The organism is Mycolicibacterium arenosum (assembly GCF_024320865.1).
GTDB classification, from domain to species: domain Bacteria; phylum Actinomycetota; class Actinomycetes; order Mycobacteriales; family Mycobacteriaceae; genus Mycobacterium; species Mycobacterium arenosum.
In genome coordinates this window covers 100,394-114,686 of sequence record NZ_JANDBD010000011.1, presented here as the reverse complement: position 1 = coordinate 114,686, position 14,293 = coordinate 100,394, and the positions used below count along the sequence as shown (strand labels likewise).

Here is a 14,293-nt window from a genome sequence, read left to right as displayed (position 1 = left end):
ACGTACCTAGATCACTTGATGATCTTGGTGACGCGACCCGCGCCGACGGTCTTGCCGCCCTCGCGGATGGCGAAGCGCAGACCGTCGTCCATGGCGACCGGCTGAATCAGCTTGACGCTGATGTCGACGTTGTCGCCGGGCATGACCATGTCGGTGCCCTCCGGCAGCGTCACGACGCCGGTCACGTCCGTGGTGCGGAAGTAGAACTGCGGACGGTAGTTCGTGAAGAACGGCTTGTGACGGCCGCCCTCTTCCTTGGACAGGATGTAGACGCTGCCCTCGAACTCGGTGTGCGGCGTGGTGGTGCCGGGCTTGACCACAACCTGGCCACGCTCGACGTCCTCACGCTTCACACCGCGAACCAGCAGACCGACGTTGTCGCCCGCCTGGCCCTCGTCGAGCAGCTTGCGGAACATCTCGACACCGGTGACGGTCGTCTTGGTGGTGGTCGGACGGATGCCGACGATCTCGACGTCCTCGTTGACCTTGATGATGCCGCGCTCGACACGGCCGGTGACGACGGTGCCACGACCGGTGATCGTGAAGACGTCCTCGACGGGCATGAGGAACGGCTTCTCGGTCTCGCGAACCGGATCCGGGATCGACTCGTCGACCGCGTCCATCAGGTCCTCGACGGACTTGACCCACTTCTCGTCACCCTCGAGCGCCTTGAGCGCCGACACCTGGATGACCGGGGCGTCCTCGTCGAACTCCTGGGCGGCCAGCAGCTCGCGAACCTCGAGCTCGACGAGCTCCAGCAGCTCCGGATCGTCGACCGCGTCCGACTTGTTCAGCGCGACCAGGATGTAGGGCACGCCGACCTGACGAGCGAGCAGCACGTGCTCACGCGTCTGCGGCATCGGGCCGTCGGTGGCGGCGACCACGAGGATGGCGCCGTCCATCTGGGCCGCACCGGTGATCATGTTCTTGATGTAGTCGGCGTGGCCGGGGGCGTCGACGTGTGCGTAGTGACGCTTCTCGGTCTGGTACTCGACGTGCGAGATGTTGATCGTGATGCCGCGCTCACGCTCTTCGGGAGCGTTGTCGATCTGATCGAACGCACGCGACTCGTTCAACGCGGGGTACTTGTCGTGCAGAACCTTGGTGATCGCGGCCGTGAGCGTGGTCTTGCCATGGTCGACGTGACCGATGGTGCCGATGTTCACGTGCGGCTTGGTCCGCTCGAACTTCTCCTTCGCCACTTCTATGTCCTCCTGGACTGTGTTGGTGCTTCGTGTTTAAAGCAGTGTTGATGTTTTCAGTTGTGTGGTCCCGCCAGGCGACGGGGTCCAGATTATTGACCCGTCGCCTTCGCGATGATCTCCTTCGACACGTTCGCCGGAACTTCGGCATACGAATCGAACACCATGGAGTAGTTCGCCCGGCCCTGAGTCTTCGACCGAAGGTCGCCGACGTAGCCGAACATCTCCGACAACGGCACGACCGCCCTGACGACGCGCGCACCGCTGCGCTCCTCCATGGCCTGAATCTGGCCACGGCGAGAGTTGAGGTCGCCGATCACTTCACCCATGTAATCCTCAGGGGTGGTGACCTCGACGGCCATGACGGGTTCCAGGATGACCGGCTGTGCTTGCGCCGCAGCCTTCTTCAGCACCTGGGAGCCGGCGATCTTGAACGCCATTTCGGACGAGTCGACGTCGTGGTAGGCGCCGTCGAGCAGGATCAGCTTCAGGTTCACCAGCGGGTAGCCGGCGAGCACGCCGTACTGCATGGCGTCCTGGGCTCCGGCGTCCACCGACGGGATGTACTCACGCGGGATGCGGCCACCGGTGACCTTGTTCTCGAACTCGTACGTCGCGCCGTCTTCGCCGCTGAACGGTTCGATGCTGACGAGCACCTTCGCGAACTGGCCCGAGCCACCCGTCTGCTTCTTGTGGGTGAACTCGACCTTGTCGACCGCGCGCTTGATGGTCTCCTTGTAGGCGACCTGCGGCTTGCCGACGTTGGCCTCGACCTTGAACTCGCGACGCATGCGGTCGACCAGGATGTCCAGGTGCAACTCGCCCATACCGCCGATGACGGTCTGGCCGGTCTCGGCATCCTGGTGGACCTTGAACGTCGGGTCCTCTTCGGCGAGCTTCTGGATGGAGAGGCTCAGCTTCTCCTGGTCGCTCTTGGTCTTCGGCTCGATGGCCACCTCGATCACGGGATCGGGGAAGGTCATCGACTCGAGCACGACCTGCTGGTTCGGATCGCTCAGGGTGTCACCCGTGGTGGTGTCCTTGAGACCGATCACCGCGTAGATGTGGCCGGCCGACGCCGTCTCCACCGGGTTCTCCTTGTTGGAGTGCATCTGGAACAGCTTGCCCAGCCGCTCCTTCTTGCCCTTGGTCGCGTTGATGACCTGAGCGCCGGAGTCGACCTTGCCGGAGTAGACCCGGACATAGGTGAGCTTTCCGAAGAACGGGTGCGTGGCGACCTTGAAGGCCAGCGCGGAGAACGGCTCGGTGGTCGAGGGCTTGCGCACGACCTCCTCGTCCTCCTTGCCGGGGGCGTGACCGATCGCGGCCGCGACGTCCAGCGGCGTCGGCAGGTAGTCGATCACCGCGTCGAGCATGGGCTGCACGCCCTTGTTCTTGAACGCGCTGCCGCACAGCACCGGGTAGGCCTCGGAGTTGATCGTCAGCTTGCGGATCGCACCCTTGATCTCCTCGGTCGTGAGCTCCTCGCCACCGAAGTACTTCTCCAGCAGGGCCTCGTCGGTCTCCGCGACGGCCTCGAGCAGCTTGGTGCGGTACTCGTCGGCCTTCTCCTGGAGCTCGGCCGGGATGTCGATGGTCTCGTAGGTCTCACCGAGCTTCGTCTCGCCACGCCAGACCTTGGCCTTCATCTCGACCAGGTCGACGATGCCCTCGAAGCCGCCTTCGGAACCGATCGGCAGCTGGATGGGCAGCGCGTTGGCACCGAGGCGCTCCTCGATGGTGCGCACGGTGAAGTAGAAGTCGGCGCCGACCTTGTCCATCTTGTTGACGAAGCAGATGCGGGGCACGTCGTACTTGTCGGCCTGCCGCCAGACCTGCTCGGACTGGGGCTCGACGCCCTCCTTGCCGTCGAAGACGGCGACGGCGCCATCGAGCACGCGCAGGCTGCGCTCCACCTCGACGGTGAAGTCGACGTGGCCGGGGGTGTCGATGATGTTGATCTGGTTGCCGTCCCAGAAGCAGGTGGTGGCAGCCGAGGTGATCGTGATACCCCGCTCCTGCTCCTGCTCCATCCAGTCCATCGTGGCGGCGCCGTCGTGCACCTCACCGATCTTGTAGCTGATACCGGTGTAGTAGAGGATGCGTTCGGTCGTCGTCGTCTTGCCGGCGTCGATGTGCGCCATGATGCCGATGTTGCGGACCTTCGTGAGGTCGGTGAGCACGTCCTGTGCCACGGCTAGGTTCCCACTCTTTCGCTTGCTGGATTGGTGTTCGGTTGCGTCCCGCGCTCAGCCCTGACCGCTGGACTGGCGATCACCAGCGGTAGTGCGCGAAGGCCCGGTTCGCCTCGGCCATCTTGTGCACGTCTTCGCGACGCTTCACAGCGGCGCCCAGTCCGTTGCTGGCGTCCAGGAGCTCGTTCGCCAGTCGCTCGACCATGGTCTTCTCGCGACGCTGCTTGGAGAAGCCCACCAGCCAGCGCAGGGCCAGGGTGGTGGACCGCTCCGGGCGGACCTCGACGGGCACCTGGTAGGTGGCGCCACCGACGCGGCGGCTACGCACCTCGAGCGAGGGCTTCACGTTGTCCATGGCGCGCTTGAGCGTCACCACCGGATCGGTGCCGGTCTTCTCGCGAGCCTGTTCGAGCGCACCGTAAACAATGCGTTCGGCGAGTGATTTCTTCCCGTCGAGCAGGACTTTGTTGACCAGCTGGGTGACCAGCTGCGACCCGTAGACCGGATCGTTGACCAACGGACGCTTCGGTGCGGGCCCCTTACGCGGCATCAGCTCTTCTCCTTCTTCGCGCCGTAGCGGCTGCGGGCTTGCTTGCGGTTCTTGACGCCCTGGGTGTCGAGCGAGCCGCGGATGATCTTGTAGCGCACACCGGGGAGGTCCTTCACACGACCGCCACGCACGAGCACCATCGAGTGCTCCTGCAGGTTGTGGCCCTCGCCGGGGATGTAGGCGGTGACCTCGACCTGGCTGGTGAGCTTCACGCGCGCCACCTTGCGAAGCGCCGAGTTCGGCTTCTTCGGGGTGGTGGTGTACACACGCGTGCACACACCGCGGCGCTGCGGGCTGCCCTTGAGGGCCGCGGTCTTGACCTTGGTGATCTTGTCGCGGCGACCCTTGCGGACCAGCTGGTTGATCGTTGGCATGTACCGGCTTCCTGTGTTCTTTCTTGTGCTGCTTCTGGTAAAAGTTCTGTCTTCAAGTCTCTGTACTGCGGTTTCCGCTCGCTCGCGTACCCCGCGACCGGGCGTGTCGCACGCGCCCGGAACACCGACCTCGTCGATGCGTCGTGGACATGCGAATTGGCCCGGCGCGCAGGCGTGCTTGCGAGTAAGAATCAACCGCAAGCGCCTTGACCAGGCACGAGCGACCACAATACCCGCCAGCGGGCATGCAGGTCAAAGCGCCCGCATAGGGGCATCACCGCAGGTGGTGGGCCGAGTTCGCGGGATCGTTGTGACCGTACCGTAGCGAAGCTCGGCCGGTTCGGCGCGAAGACCCCGACATTCAGCGTGTCGAACGGCTAGCGCCGACGTCTGCTCTTCGCGCAAGCGCTCATCGCCGCTCCATGCCGGCCGCCAGCCGCACCACCATGTCGGTGAAGACCGCGTCGGTGTCGATGCCGTTCATCACACCCGTCATCTCGAGCAGCACGAATCCGTGCATGGCGGACCAGAACTCGAGCGACGAGTGGAAGGCGTCCTCGCCGCTGAGCCCGTACGACGACAGCACCTCGATCACCGGCGCGGCGGCGGCCCGCGTCGCCTCGGTGTACTCGGGGTCGTCGCCGCCCAGCGGCATCCGCGTGAAGGCCGAGTAGCGGCCGGGGTGGTGGTGGGCGTAGCTGCGGTACGCGGCGGCCATGGTGACGACGGCGTCGTCGCGGGTGCGACCGTCGGCGACGGTGTTGAGCATGCCGATGATGTCGCCGATGACGCGCATCCGGACGGTGCGGCGCAGATCGTCGAGGCTGTCCACGTGGTTGTACAGCGACGGCCCCTTGGTGCCGAGCTGTGTGGCGAGCGCGTTGATCGTCAGCGCGTCCCAGCCCTCGCGGTCCAGGAACGTCAGGGCGGCGTTGACGATGCCGTCGCGACTGAGCTTCGTCGCGCGCTTGGTGACCGCTGGCGCGTTCGGCCTCGCTGCAGTCATGTCGTCGATTCCTTAGTGTCCGGGGCGTTGCCCCAGGGTAGGACCAACTAATGCCTCTAGTTGGCTGACTCTAACCCGGCGCGCCGGATCAGTTGAGCCGGTCCTGGCTGAGTTGCGCGAGCGTCTCGGCCACCGAGCACAGATCGGGCAGCATCGCGGGGTTCACCGTCTGGATCGACCAGGTGATGACGTCGTCACCCTTCGCGACGTAGACGCTGCAGGCGTTCTCGTCGAAGGCCTTGAACCCCTTGTTGCCGTTGACCGTCAGCTCGACGAGTTCGCGGCCCACCTTCAGCTCGAGCGCGCGTTCGGTGTCCAGGTCGCTGCCTCGGTACCACCACGTCGAGATGCCCATCCCGATCCCGAAGGTGCCGATTGCGGTGTTCTCCTGCCAGAAGCAGCCCGCCTCGCTGACGACGACTCTGGTGAAGAGCGTCGACCCGACCGCTGCGGCGACGTCGGCGTCGGTGACCGCGCCGCAGTCAGCGGGTTCGAACGTCGCGGCGGGTCCCGACCCGGCGTCCGGGGTGTCCCGCTCCTCCCCGCCGCACGCGACGAGGGCCGCCGCCGCCATCGCGACCACCGGGATCGCGGCGCGTCTCACATGTCCCCTGACAACGTCGCCGACAGCAGCTTCTCGGCGGCGGCGCACGCGTCCTCGCCGTTCTGCGGGCGGAACTGGACCCACCAGCTGAGCACTCCCGGTCCCGCGGCCGCCGTCGCCGCGCACGCCGCGGGGTTGTCCGGCCGCTGCGCCAGGAACGCGGGGTGCCGCACGATCACCGTGTCCGTGACGTCGGCGCCGCGGCTCTCCACCAGATCGCGTTCCCGCTCCAGGGCACCCGACTCGAACCAGGTGTAGACGACGTCGATGAGACCACCCGGTGTGGACAGGGTGTACTGACAGACCGCACCGCTGTAGGGCCGGGTGACGGTGTCCGCTTCCAGCATCTCCTGGACGGTCTCGTCCTGCAGCAGCCCGCAGCGGTCGTCGACGTAGCCGTAGCTGCGGTCGGGATCCGGTACCGAGGGGCGGGCCCGCTCGGCGTCGCCGCCGACGGTCTGCGTGCACGCGGCGGCGAGCACCGCAACGGTGCCGGCCGTGAAGATCGAGGCCGCTGTTGATCTCCGAGCCCGTCGCACCCGCGTACGCATCGCTGCACACGGTACCCAGCGCCATCCACCGGTGCAGTGTCGGCCGACCCGTCCACGGCGGAACGACCAAGTGCTGTCGCGCGCGGCTGCCAGCAACGTAGGCTCCGTCCAGAACCGTGTCGGAAGGGGACGATCGTGGGTTGGACAACGGCGTGCGCATCCCTCGCCACGTGTGTGCTCGCCGCTCCGGCGGCGCTGGCCATCGGAGTGCCGACGGCGGCGGCCAAGAACGGCGACACCCACATCACCGGGCAGGGCATCACCCAGACCCTCGACTGCAACGAGTCGACGCTGTTCGTGATGGGCACCGGGAACTACATCAACGCCAAGGGCTCGTGCTGGGGCATCGCGGTCCAGGGCGGGTCGAACATCGTGATCGCCGACAACGTCATCAACGACATCGTCGTGTACGGGAACGATCAGACCGTGCTGTACCACAGCGGCGCACCGTCGGTGTGGGACCGCGGCCGTGAACTCGGCATGGTGAACCGCATCGACCTCGTCCCCGCGTAGGCTGGTTTCTCGGCCGTCCCGCCGAGAACCGCCGACGAAGTGAGGGCTCGTGCAGACGCAGTGGATGCGACCGATCGCGGCAGCGGGCATCGGGTGCGCGGTGCTGGCGGTGGCCGGGTGCGGCGGCGACTCCCCCACGGTGAAGGCGAGCGATTCCGCCGTTCAGGTCGAGATCAGCAACACCATCAACTACGGGTCCACCGGCACCACCACGACGTTGGACTGCGCCGACGGTAAATCCCTGACCATCGGCGGCTCGAACAACACCGTCACGGTCACGGGCAGGTGCGCGTCGGTCAACGTCGGCGGCGCGGACAACAAGGTCACCCTCGACGCCGTCTCCGGCGACATCACCACCGTCGGGCTGAACAACTCCGTCGTCTATCGCGACGGCGAGCCGACGATCAACGACGTCGGCACCGACAACTCGATCACCAAGGGCTGACGCGTCATTCGCTCGCGCCGTGCCTGCCCGCTCCGTCGGCGAACCGCTTGGCGCCCGCCAGCGACTCCGCCGCGACGCGGCTGAGGCTGGCGAACTCGACGTCGATCGCCTCGGCCTCCGACATGCCCCACTGCTCGAGCGCGGACAACCGGTCCGAGCGCAGGCACAGTTGCGGTAGCGCCGCGAGTTCGGCGGCGAGTTGTTCGGCGGCCCCGCGCGCCTCGCCCTTGGGCACCACCCGGTTCGCCAGCCCGATCGCCAGCGCCTCCTGCGCGTCCACGGCGCGACCGGTGAGGATCAGGTCCATCGCGCGACTGTGCCCGATGAGCCGTGGCAGCCGCACCGTGCCGCCGTCGATCAGCGGGACGCCCCAGCGCCGACAGAACACCCCGAAGACGGCGTCCTCCTCGGCGACGCGCATGTCGCACCACAGGGCCAGTTCGATGCCGCCCGCCACCGCGTAGCCGCTCACCGCGGCGATCACCGGCTTGGACAGCACCATTCGCGTGGGCCCCATCGGACCCGGCCCGGTGCGGTGGGCGGGATTCATGTCGGGGGTGCCGAACGCCTTGAGATCGGCTCCGGCGCAGAAGGTTCCGTTGTCCCCCCAGAGCACCGCCACCGACGCCGACTCGTCCTTGTCGAACTCGTCGAACGCGGCGTACAGCTCGGCGGCGGCGGGACCGTTGACGGCGTTGCGCGCCGCGGGACGATCCATGATCACGGTGGTCACGGGTCCGTTGCGCTCGACCCGCACGCCGCCCTTCGTTGCAGTCATCTCGTCTCCATCATCTCGGTGTCGTCGCGTCGCGCCACCAGTTCGGCGGCGAAATCCTGATAGGCCCTGCGCAGTTCATCGCCCGGCCAGGCGTCGGGCAGCAGGTCGTCGGGCAGCATCGGGTCGGTCAGCAGGTGGCGGACGATCCCCGCGGCGGCGGTGAAGCGGCCCGGCACATCGGGGGCCCGCGCCATGTCGGTCAGCAGATCGCGTCCGACGTCAGCCCAGCCGGGTAGGTCCCACAACCTGCCCGCCAGTCCCACCGGATCGTCGTCGCGCGCCGAGAGCACCCGCACTCGGCCCCGGACGTCGACGGGCAGGTCCACCTCCAGGTTGGCGGGCCGCATCCAGACGCCCTCGCGAAGCTCCCCGAAACGCTTGTCGTGCAATGTCGTTCGCATCGACGCGCGGCTGCGGGCGTCGACCCCGACTGAGGTGATCACCAGCGTCGTCCACTCGCCGGTCCAGCGACGCACCCGAGGGTCGATGGCGCCGTCCTGGCGTCGCTGTCTGGCCAGCAGGCGGTCCGACAGCCGGTAGCCGTCGGCGGAGCGCACCAGGTCGCCCGCCGCCACCATGCGGGTCAGCGCCACCCGCAGCGTCGGCTCGCGAATGTCGAAATCTGCTGTCAGCCGGATGAGTTCGGCCGCCGACGCCCACGCGGGGTGGGCGCCGAGGAGCACGCTCAGGACGACCGACCGCGCGGTCATCCGGCGGATCATCGGGCTAGACCCCGGACGTCTTGCGGCCAGCGTCGCCGTACGGCTCGTCACGATTCCGGACCGCCTCCCGGAAGCCGTGTTCGCGAGCCTCGGCGACGAAGGCGTGACCCTCCGGCGTGTGGCGCGCGACGCCGTCGAACACGGTGCTGACCATGCGACTCGTCGCCACCCCCTGTTGCAGCAGCGCGGTGTTGCACGCCAGCTTCGCCATGATGAGCTGGTTCACCGGCATCGCCGCGATGCGATCGACGAGCCGCTCGGTGCGGTCGTCGAGGTCGGCGGGCTCCGGCGCCTCGACCGCCAGCCCCCAGTCGGCCGCCTGCGCACCGCTGATGCAATCCCCGGTGAAGAGAAGGCGTTTCGCGCGCTGATCGCCCAGCCGGTGCGCCCAGAGCCCCGCCGCGGGCACGCCCCACACCCGCATCGGCGGGTAGCCGATCTTGGCGTCGGAGGCGGCGATCACCTGGTCCGCGTGCAGCGCGATGTCGGTGCCGCCCGCCACGCAGTAGCCGTGGATCTTCACGACGGTCGGCTTGTCGCAGTGCATCAGGCTCGAGAAGCCGCGCACGAACCTGCTCATCATCTGGTAGTCGATCATCGGGTCCCACGGCCTGTCCGGCAGGTGGTTGACGCCCTGTGTTCTACCGGACAGGACCGTGTCCTGGTACGGGCTGCCCCCGCCCGCGGACGACGAACCCTCCGCGTAGGCCGACAGGTCGAAGCCAGCGCAGAAGCCCTCGCCCCGGCCGGCGACCAGGATGACGTGAACGTTCGGATCGAGGTCGGCGCGTTCGACGAGTGCCGAGAGTTCCAGCGGCGTGTCCGCGACGATCGCGTTGCCCTTCTCAGGGCGGTTGAACGTTATTCGCGCGACCCGGTCGGTGACCTCGTAGGTCATCGTCTTGAGGTCCCCGAAGTCGACGGGCCTGATCGCGTGCGTCATGCGGTCGTCCCCTTCCCCCGCGAGCGTGCGTGTCTGCACGCAACACGCCGGTCGCGGGTGGCATTCTGCGCACGCTCGCGAGACGAGATCATCCCTTCACCAACGCGCGCTCGATGATCGGCGCCAGGTCCAGGCCGACGGGCAGCGTGCCGAAGGCCCCGCCCCACTGACCGCCCAGCCTGCTGGCGAGGAAGGCCTCGGCGACGGCGGGGTGGCCGTGGCGCACAAGCAGCGAGCCCTGCAGCGCCAGCGAGATGTCCTCGGCGATCTTGCGCCCGCGGTACTGGATGGTCTCGAGGTCGTCCAGTTGCGGCCGCAGCGCCGAGACGTGCGCATCCAGCCGGGGGTCGTGCCCGGCCGTCCGGCTCAGTTCGTCGAACAGCACCTCGATGCACTCGGGCCGAGTCGCCATGGCGCGCAACGCATCCAGAGCGCTTACGTTGCCGGAACCCTCCCAGATGCCCATCAGCGGCGCCTCGCGGTACAGCCGCGGCATGCCCGATTCCTCGACGTAGCCGTTTCCGCCGAGGCACTCCATGGCCTCGGCGGCATGCGGGGTGGCGCGCTTGCAGACCCAGTACTTGGCGGCGGCCAACCCGATCCGGCGCAGCAACGTCTCACGCTCGTCGCCGCGCACCGCCTTGTCGGTGGCGCCGGCCATCCGCATGGCCAGAATCGTCGCGGCCTCCGCCTCGACCGCCAGGTCGGCCAGCACGTTTCGCATCAGCGGCTGGTCGATCAGGTAGGCGCCGAACGCCTTTCGGTGCTGGGCGTGGTGAATCGCACGGCTCAGCCCGGTGCGCATGCTCGTCGCACTACCCAGCGTGCAGTCCAGCCGCGTCAGGTTGACCATCTCGATGATGGTCGGGACCCCGCGACCCTCCTCGCCGACGAGCCACGCGGTGGCGCCGTCGTACTCCACCTCGCTGGACGCATTGGCGTGGTTGCCGAGCTTGTCCTTCAAGCGCTGCAGGAACATTCGATTGCGGGTGCCGTCGGGCAGCACGCGCGGCAGGAAGAAGCAGCTCAGTCCGCCCGACCCTCCCCCGTCGCTTCGCTCGCCCCCACGCGCCTGCGCCAGCACCAGGAACACGTCGCACATGGGCGCGGACGTGAACCACTTGTGGCCGCGCAGCGAGTACGTGCCGTCCCCGTTCGGCGTCGCCTCCGTGGTGCCCGCGCGCACGTCGGAGCCGCCCTGCTTCTCGGTCATCGACATGCCCGCCGTGATGCCGGCCTTCGTGGTGGGCACCTTCAGCTCGGGGTCGTACACGCGGCTGGTCAGCAGCGGCTCGTAGACGGCGGCCAACTCCGGGTTGTGCCGCAGCGCGGGCACGACGGCGTAGGTCATCGAGATCGGACACACGTGCCCGGCCTCCGGGGTCCACACCGATTCCTTGGCGGCGCGGACGACGTGGGCGCCGGGCCGGTCGTCCGCCCAGGGTGCGGCGTGCACCCCGTGGCCGATCGCGATCGTCATCAGTTCGTGGTAGGCGGGGTCGTACTCGACCTCGTCGATGCGGTGCCCGTACCGGTCGTGAGTGCGCAGTACCGGTTGATTCCGGTCGGCCAACTCCCCCCAGCGCTGCGCCTGCTCCGAGCCGGCTAGTGCTCCCAACTCGGTCACCTCGTCCACGCCCCACTCCCCGCCCTCGCGGATCAGGGCCTCGGCGAGCACCGGCGATGTGGCGGGGTTGTAGTCCTCCAGCGGAGGAACCTGATTGGTGACGACGTGCGTATCCGGCATGCGTCCACTGTTACAGAATCACGACAATCGCACAAGAGTCGTAATACGTCAGCCCGCAGCGGGATGGGCGGCGAAGAACGCCCACAGGGTCTGCGTCGCATCCACCGCCCCCGACGGCGGGTCGGCACCCTCGCGGACGGGTTGGCTCCCCGGCCACTGATGGCCGGCGCCGGCCACCGAGATCAGCGTGACGCCCCGGCCCTCGGCGCAGTCGGCCGCCGACGTGGTCACCGGCGGCGCGACGTCGACGACGGGAGCGTCGCACGCGTCGACCCGACGCCAGAACGCGTCGACGTCGGCGACCGGCGGTCCGTCGACGCGGGCGATGCCCGCACCGGGCGCACCGTCGGCCCGCACCGACTGGTCGGCCTCGCCGTGAATCGCGACCACCGCTGTCGGACGCGGCGAACCACAGTCGCTCACCTGCGTCGCCGCGACCGGGCCGATCGCCGCGAAGACATCCGAGCCGCACGCCAGCGCGTAGGCCATCATGCCGCCGTTGCTCATCCCGGCGGCGAACACGCGACGGCGATCCACCGGGAGCCGAGCCGCGACGTCGTCGACAACCGCACCGACGAAGCCGACGTCGTCGACGCCGTCTCTGGCCGGACGCCCGCAGCAGCCGCCCGCATTCCACGCCCGGCCCACCCCGTCGGGGTAGGCGACGACGAACCCCTCGCGGTCGGCGAGCGCGTTCCAGCCGTAGGTCCGCTCGGCCTGCTCGGCGCTGCCGAACCCGCCGTGCAGCATGACGACCAGCGGCGCGGGCGCCTGCACGCCGACGGGCGTGTACAGCCGGTAGTCGCGCTCGAGACCCGCGATCGCCAGCGTGTGCCGCGATGATCCGTCGGCCACAGCCCTGCCGGGCGCACACGCACCCGCGAGCACCAGCACCACAGCCAAGATCAGACGGGCCACGTGGGCGACGATAGAGCCGACGCCGTTGGTTCGGCGTTTGTCCGCATACTGATGCGATGCAGCCGAACTCCGTCGTCCACGCCGTCGCGCTCGATCTCGAGCACGAGCCCGTCCCCGCGGCTCAGTCGGGCGCGGGCGATCCGACGACGGGCGCGGTGTCCGTAGACGACTTCGCGGGACTCGACGTCGGCGTCTGGGAGATGAGCGTCGGCGTGATGACCGACGTCGAGGCCGACGAGCTGTTCGTCGTGCTATCCGGTTCAGCGACTGTCGAGTTCGCCGACGACAGCCCGGCGATCAGCATCCGCGCGGGCGACGTCGTTCGGCTCGCCGAAGGCGCCGAGACGGTCTGGACCGTCACCGAGACTCTCCGGAAGGTCTATCTCACCCGCGCGTGACGGTCGTGAGCGCCAGACGTCGTAGCGGTGGAAGCCGTAGATCACGACGGCGGCGAACGCCCAGCCGAGCAGGATGTCGATGACGTAGTGCTCGGCGGTGTACACCAGCGTGAAGGCCATGATGAGCACGTAGGCCACCAGCAGCGGCCGCCACCGTCGGTCGATTCGGTGCCACAGGAACGCGGCCAGCGCCGCCGACATGCCCGCGTGCAGCGAGGGGATCGCGGCGACGAGGTTGACGCTCGCCTGGCCCTGGTCGAGCAACGCGCTGGCGGAGTGCAGGTTCAACTTGCCCCAGCCCCGCGTGACGATGCGCTCGACCCAGTCGTTGGCGCCGTCCTGCGTCTGCTGCATGGCGCCCAGGATTCCGCCGTCGGGTACGTCCCGCGCCGATCGGAACATGCACCGCGGACCCGAGGGCCCGTCGGCCACGTCGGTCGCCGTGCAGCGCGCCGCCGCCCACGGTGGGGCCGCCGGCACCAGCGCGTAGACGACGAGGGCCGCGAACGACAATCCGACGAAGAGTCGGACGAAGCGCTTCCACTCGTCGCGGTTGCGCAGCCACAACACCCCGGCGATGACGTACGGGAGGATGAAGAACGACATGTAGACGGTGCTGATGCCCACCTCCCACCAGGGGGCGCGCGGCATCTTCAAGCGCTCCTGCAGCCATACCGTCGGCATGTCCCCGCCGAACAACCAGCGATCGGCGTCGGCCTGCCAGTGCCACAGCGTCGGTCTGCCGACGAAGTCCGCCGCCCCCCTGCTCAGGTCGTAGGCGATCAGCACCAGCGCGAACGGGAGCCAGTCGCGGATGACGTAGAGCATGCGGCGGCCCTGGCCGATGCTGGCCGCGAGGAGTCCGGTGGAGATGTAGAGCAGCAGCAGTTCGCGATTGAAGGCGAATCCGTCAGTGGCCGTGCGGTAGACGATGACCGAGGCCCACACGACGACGGCGATCCACCGCAGGACGAACAGCACGCGCTCGCGGGGCCACAGGCGGACGCCTAGAAGGGCGCGCGGCACGTCGTCTACAGCGGACATTCAGGTGAGAGTAATTCACCGCGGCGTCACCGACAGTTCGGAAATCGTTAAGTGACCGCACCGTGATCAGCGCGTTGAGGCCCCTCGCCGGGGTTAGCACCATTCGGCATTCGCAAACCGCGTTGGACGCGGCGGCCAGCTGGAAAATCAAGATCACGCACCCGCCGGAGGGGTAAACCGTCAAAAAGTATGTTTGCCCGTCGTAATTATTCGCTTCACACGGAAAACTGAGTTCACACCTCAGCAAACGATTTCAGACACTGACTGTGAACTTCCTGAATACCCCCTTGATCTGGTCTTTCG

Annotated in this window: 15 protein-coding genes and 1 pseudogene; 3 read left to right on the top strand and 13 right to left on the bottom strand. The window is 67.9% G+C overall.

Annotated elements, in window-relative coordinates:
* Positions 1-11 precede the first annotated feature (11 nt).
* The 7 genes from tuf to NM203_RS24545 all read right to left on the bottom strand — a co-directional run bounded on the left by tuf (position 12) and on the right by NM203_RS24545 (position 6,482).
* Positions 12-1,202 carry an elongation factor Tu gene (gene tuf / locus NM203_RS24575; RefSeq protein ID WP_255063179.1) on the bottom strand — a complete coding sequence of 397 codons (1,191 nt, stop codon included), beginning with the start codon at positions 1,200-1,202 and terminating at the stop codon, positions 12-14.
* A 92-nt stretch (positions 1,203-1,294) separates the two neighbouring features.
* Positions 1,295-3,346 carry an elongation factor G gene (fusA, locus tag NM203_RS24570; RefSeq protein WP_255063367.1) on the bottom strand — a complete coding sequence of 684 codons (2,052 nt, stop codon included), beginning with the start codon at positions 3,344-3,346 and terminating at the stop codon, positions 1,295-1,297.
* 130 nt (positions 3,347-3,476) lie between these two features.
* Positions 3,477-3,947: a 30S ribosomal protein S7 gene (gene rpsG / locus NM203_RS24565; protein ID WP_255063178.1), complete on the bottom strand. Its 471-nt coding sequence runs from the start codon at positions 3,945-3,947 to the stop codon at positions 3,477-3,479.
* Positions 3,947-4,321 (bottom strand): 30S ribosomal protein S12, encoded by a 375-nt coding sequence (rpsL, locus tag NM203_RS24560; RefSeq protein ID WP_193046246.1) that lies wholly within the window; start codon positions 4,319-4,321, stop codon positions 3,947-3,949. Before rpsL ends, rpsG begins: the two co-directional genes overlap by 1 nt.
* 409 nt (positions 4,322-4,730) lie before the next feature.
* On the bottom strand, positions 4,731-5,327 hold the full coding sequence (locus NM203_RS24555; protein ID WP_255063177.1) for a TetR/AcrR family transcriptional regulator: 597 nt from the start codon (positions 5,325-5,327) through the stop codon (positions 4,731-4,733).
* An 88-nt stretch (positions 5,328-5,415) separates the two neighbouring features.
* Positions 5,416-5,901: a DUF3558 domain-containing protein gene (locus NM203_RS24550; protein ID WP_255063366.1), complete on the bottom strand. Its 486-nt coding sequence runs from the start codon at positions 5,899-5,901 to the stop codon at positions 5,416-5,418.
* A gap of 26 nt (positions 5,902-5,927) precedes the next feature.
* Entirely contained in the window at positions 5,928-6,482 is a 555-nt protein-coding gene (locus NM203_RS24545; RefSeq protein WP_255063176.1) for a DUF3558 domain-containing protein, read from the bottom strand.
* Positions 6,483-6,617: 135 nt separating this feature from the next.
* On the opposite strand from NM203_RS24545, the gene NM203_RS24540 reads away from it, so the two are divergent.
* The gene (locus NM203_RS24540; protein WP_255063174.1) at positions 6,618-6,995 is read left to right on the top strand and encodes a DUF3060 domain-containing protein; all 378 of its coding nucleotides are present in this window, start codon (positions 6,618-6,620) and stop codon (positions 6,993-6,995) included.
* 64 nt (positions 6,996-7,059) lie between these two features.
* Entirely contained in the window at positions 7,060-7,440 is a 381-nt protein-coding gene (locus NM203_RS24535) for a DUF3060 domain-containing protein (RefSeq protein ID WP_255063365.1), read from the top strand.
* 4 nt (positions 7,441-7,444) lie between these two features.
* Here the strand turns inward: NM203_RS24535 and NM203_RS24530 are convergent, their stop codons facing one another.
* The 5 genes from NM203_RS24530 to NM203_RS24510 all read right to left on the bottom strand — a co-directional run bounded on the left by NM203_RS24530 (position 7,445) and on the right by NM203_RS24510 (position 12,560).
* The gene (locus NM203_RS24530; RefSeq protein ID WP_255063172.1) at positions 7,445-8,218 is read right to left on the bottom strand and encodes a crotonase/enoyl-CoA hydratase family protein; all 774 of its coding nucleotides are present in this window, start codon (positions 8,216-8,218) and stop codon (positions 7,445-7,447) included.
* Positions 8,215-8,928 (bottom strand): PaaX family transcriptional regulator C-terminal domain-containing protein, encoded by a 714-nt coding sequence (locus NM203_RS24525; RefSeq protein WP_303625139.1) that lies wholly within the window; start codon positions 8,926-8,928, stop codon positions 8,215-8,217. The genes NM203_RS24530 and NM203_RS24525 overlap by 4 nt, the downstream gene beginning before the upstream one ends.
* 16 nt (positions 8,929-8,944) lie before the next feature.
* Positions 8,945-9,883 (bottom strand): crotonase/enoyl-CoA hydratase family protein, encoded by a 939-nt coding sequence (locus NM203_RS24520; RefSeq protein WP_255063170.1) that lies wholly within the window; start codon positions 9,881-9,883, stop codon positions 8,945-8,947.
* 88 nt (positions 9,884-9,971) lie between these two features.
* Entirely contained in the window at positions 9,972-11,630 is a 1,659-nt protein-coding gene (locus tag NM203_RS24515) for an acyl-CoA dehydrogenase family protein (protein ID WP_255063168.1), read from the bottom strand.
* A 48-nt stretch (positions 11,631-11,678) separates the two neighbouring features.
* A complete protein-coding gene (locus NM203_RS24510) occupies positions 11,679-12,560 on the bottom strand; it encodes a CE1 family esterase (RefSeq protein ID WP_255063363.1) in 882 nt (293 codons plus the stop codon).
* Positions 12,561-12,604: 44 nt separating this feature from the next.
* Between NM203_RS24510 and NM203_RS24505 the strand changes: the two are divergent.
* Positions 12,605-12,871, top strand: a pseudogene (locus NM203_RS24505) (cupin domain-containing protein); the annotation flags it as partial.
* Here the strand turns inward: NM203_RS24505 and NM203_RS24500 are convergent.
* Entirely contained in the window at positions 12,809-13,990 is a 1,182-nt protein-coding gene (locus tag NM203_RS24500) for a phosphatase PAP2 family protein (protein ID WP_308212850.1), read from the bottom strand. The pseudogene NM203_RS24505 and the gene NM203_RS24500 overlap by 63 nt on opposite strands.
* Positions 13,991-14,293: the final 303 nt, after the last annotated feature.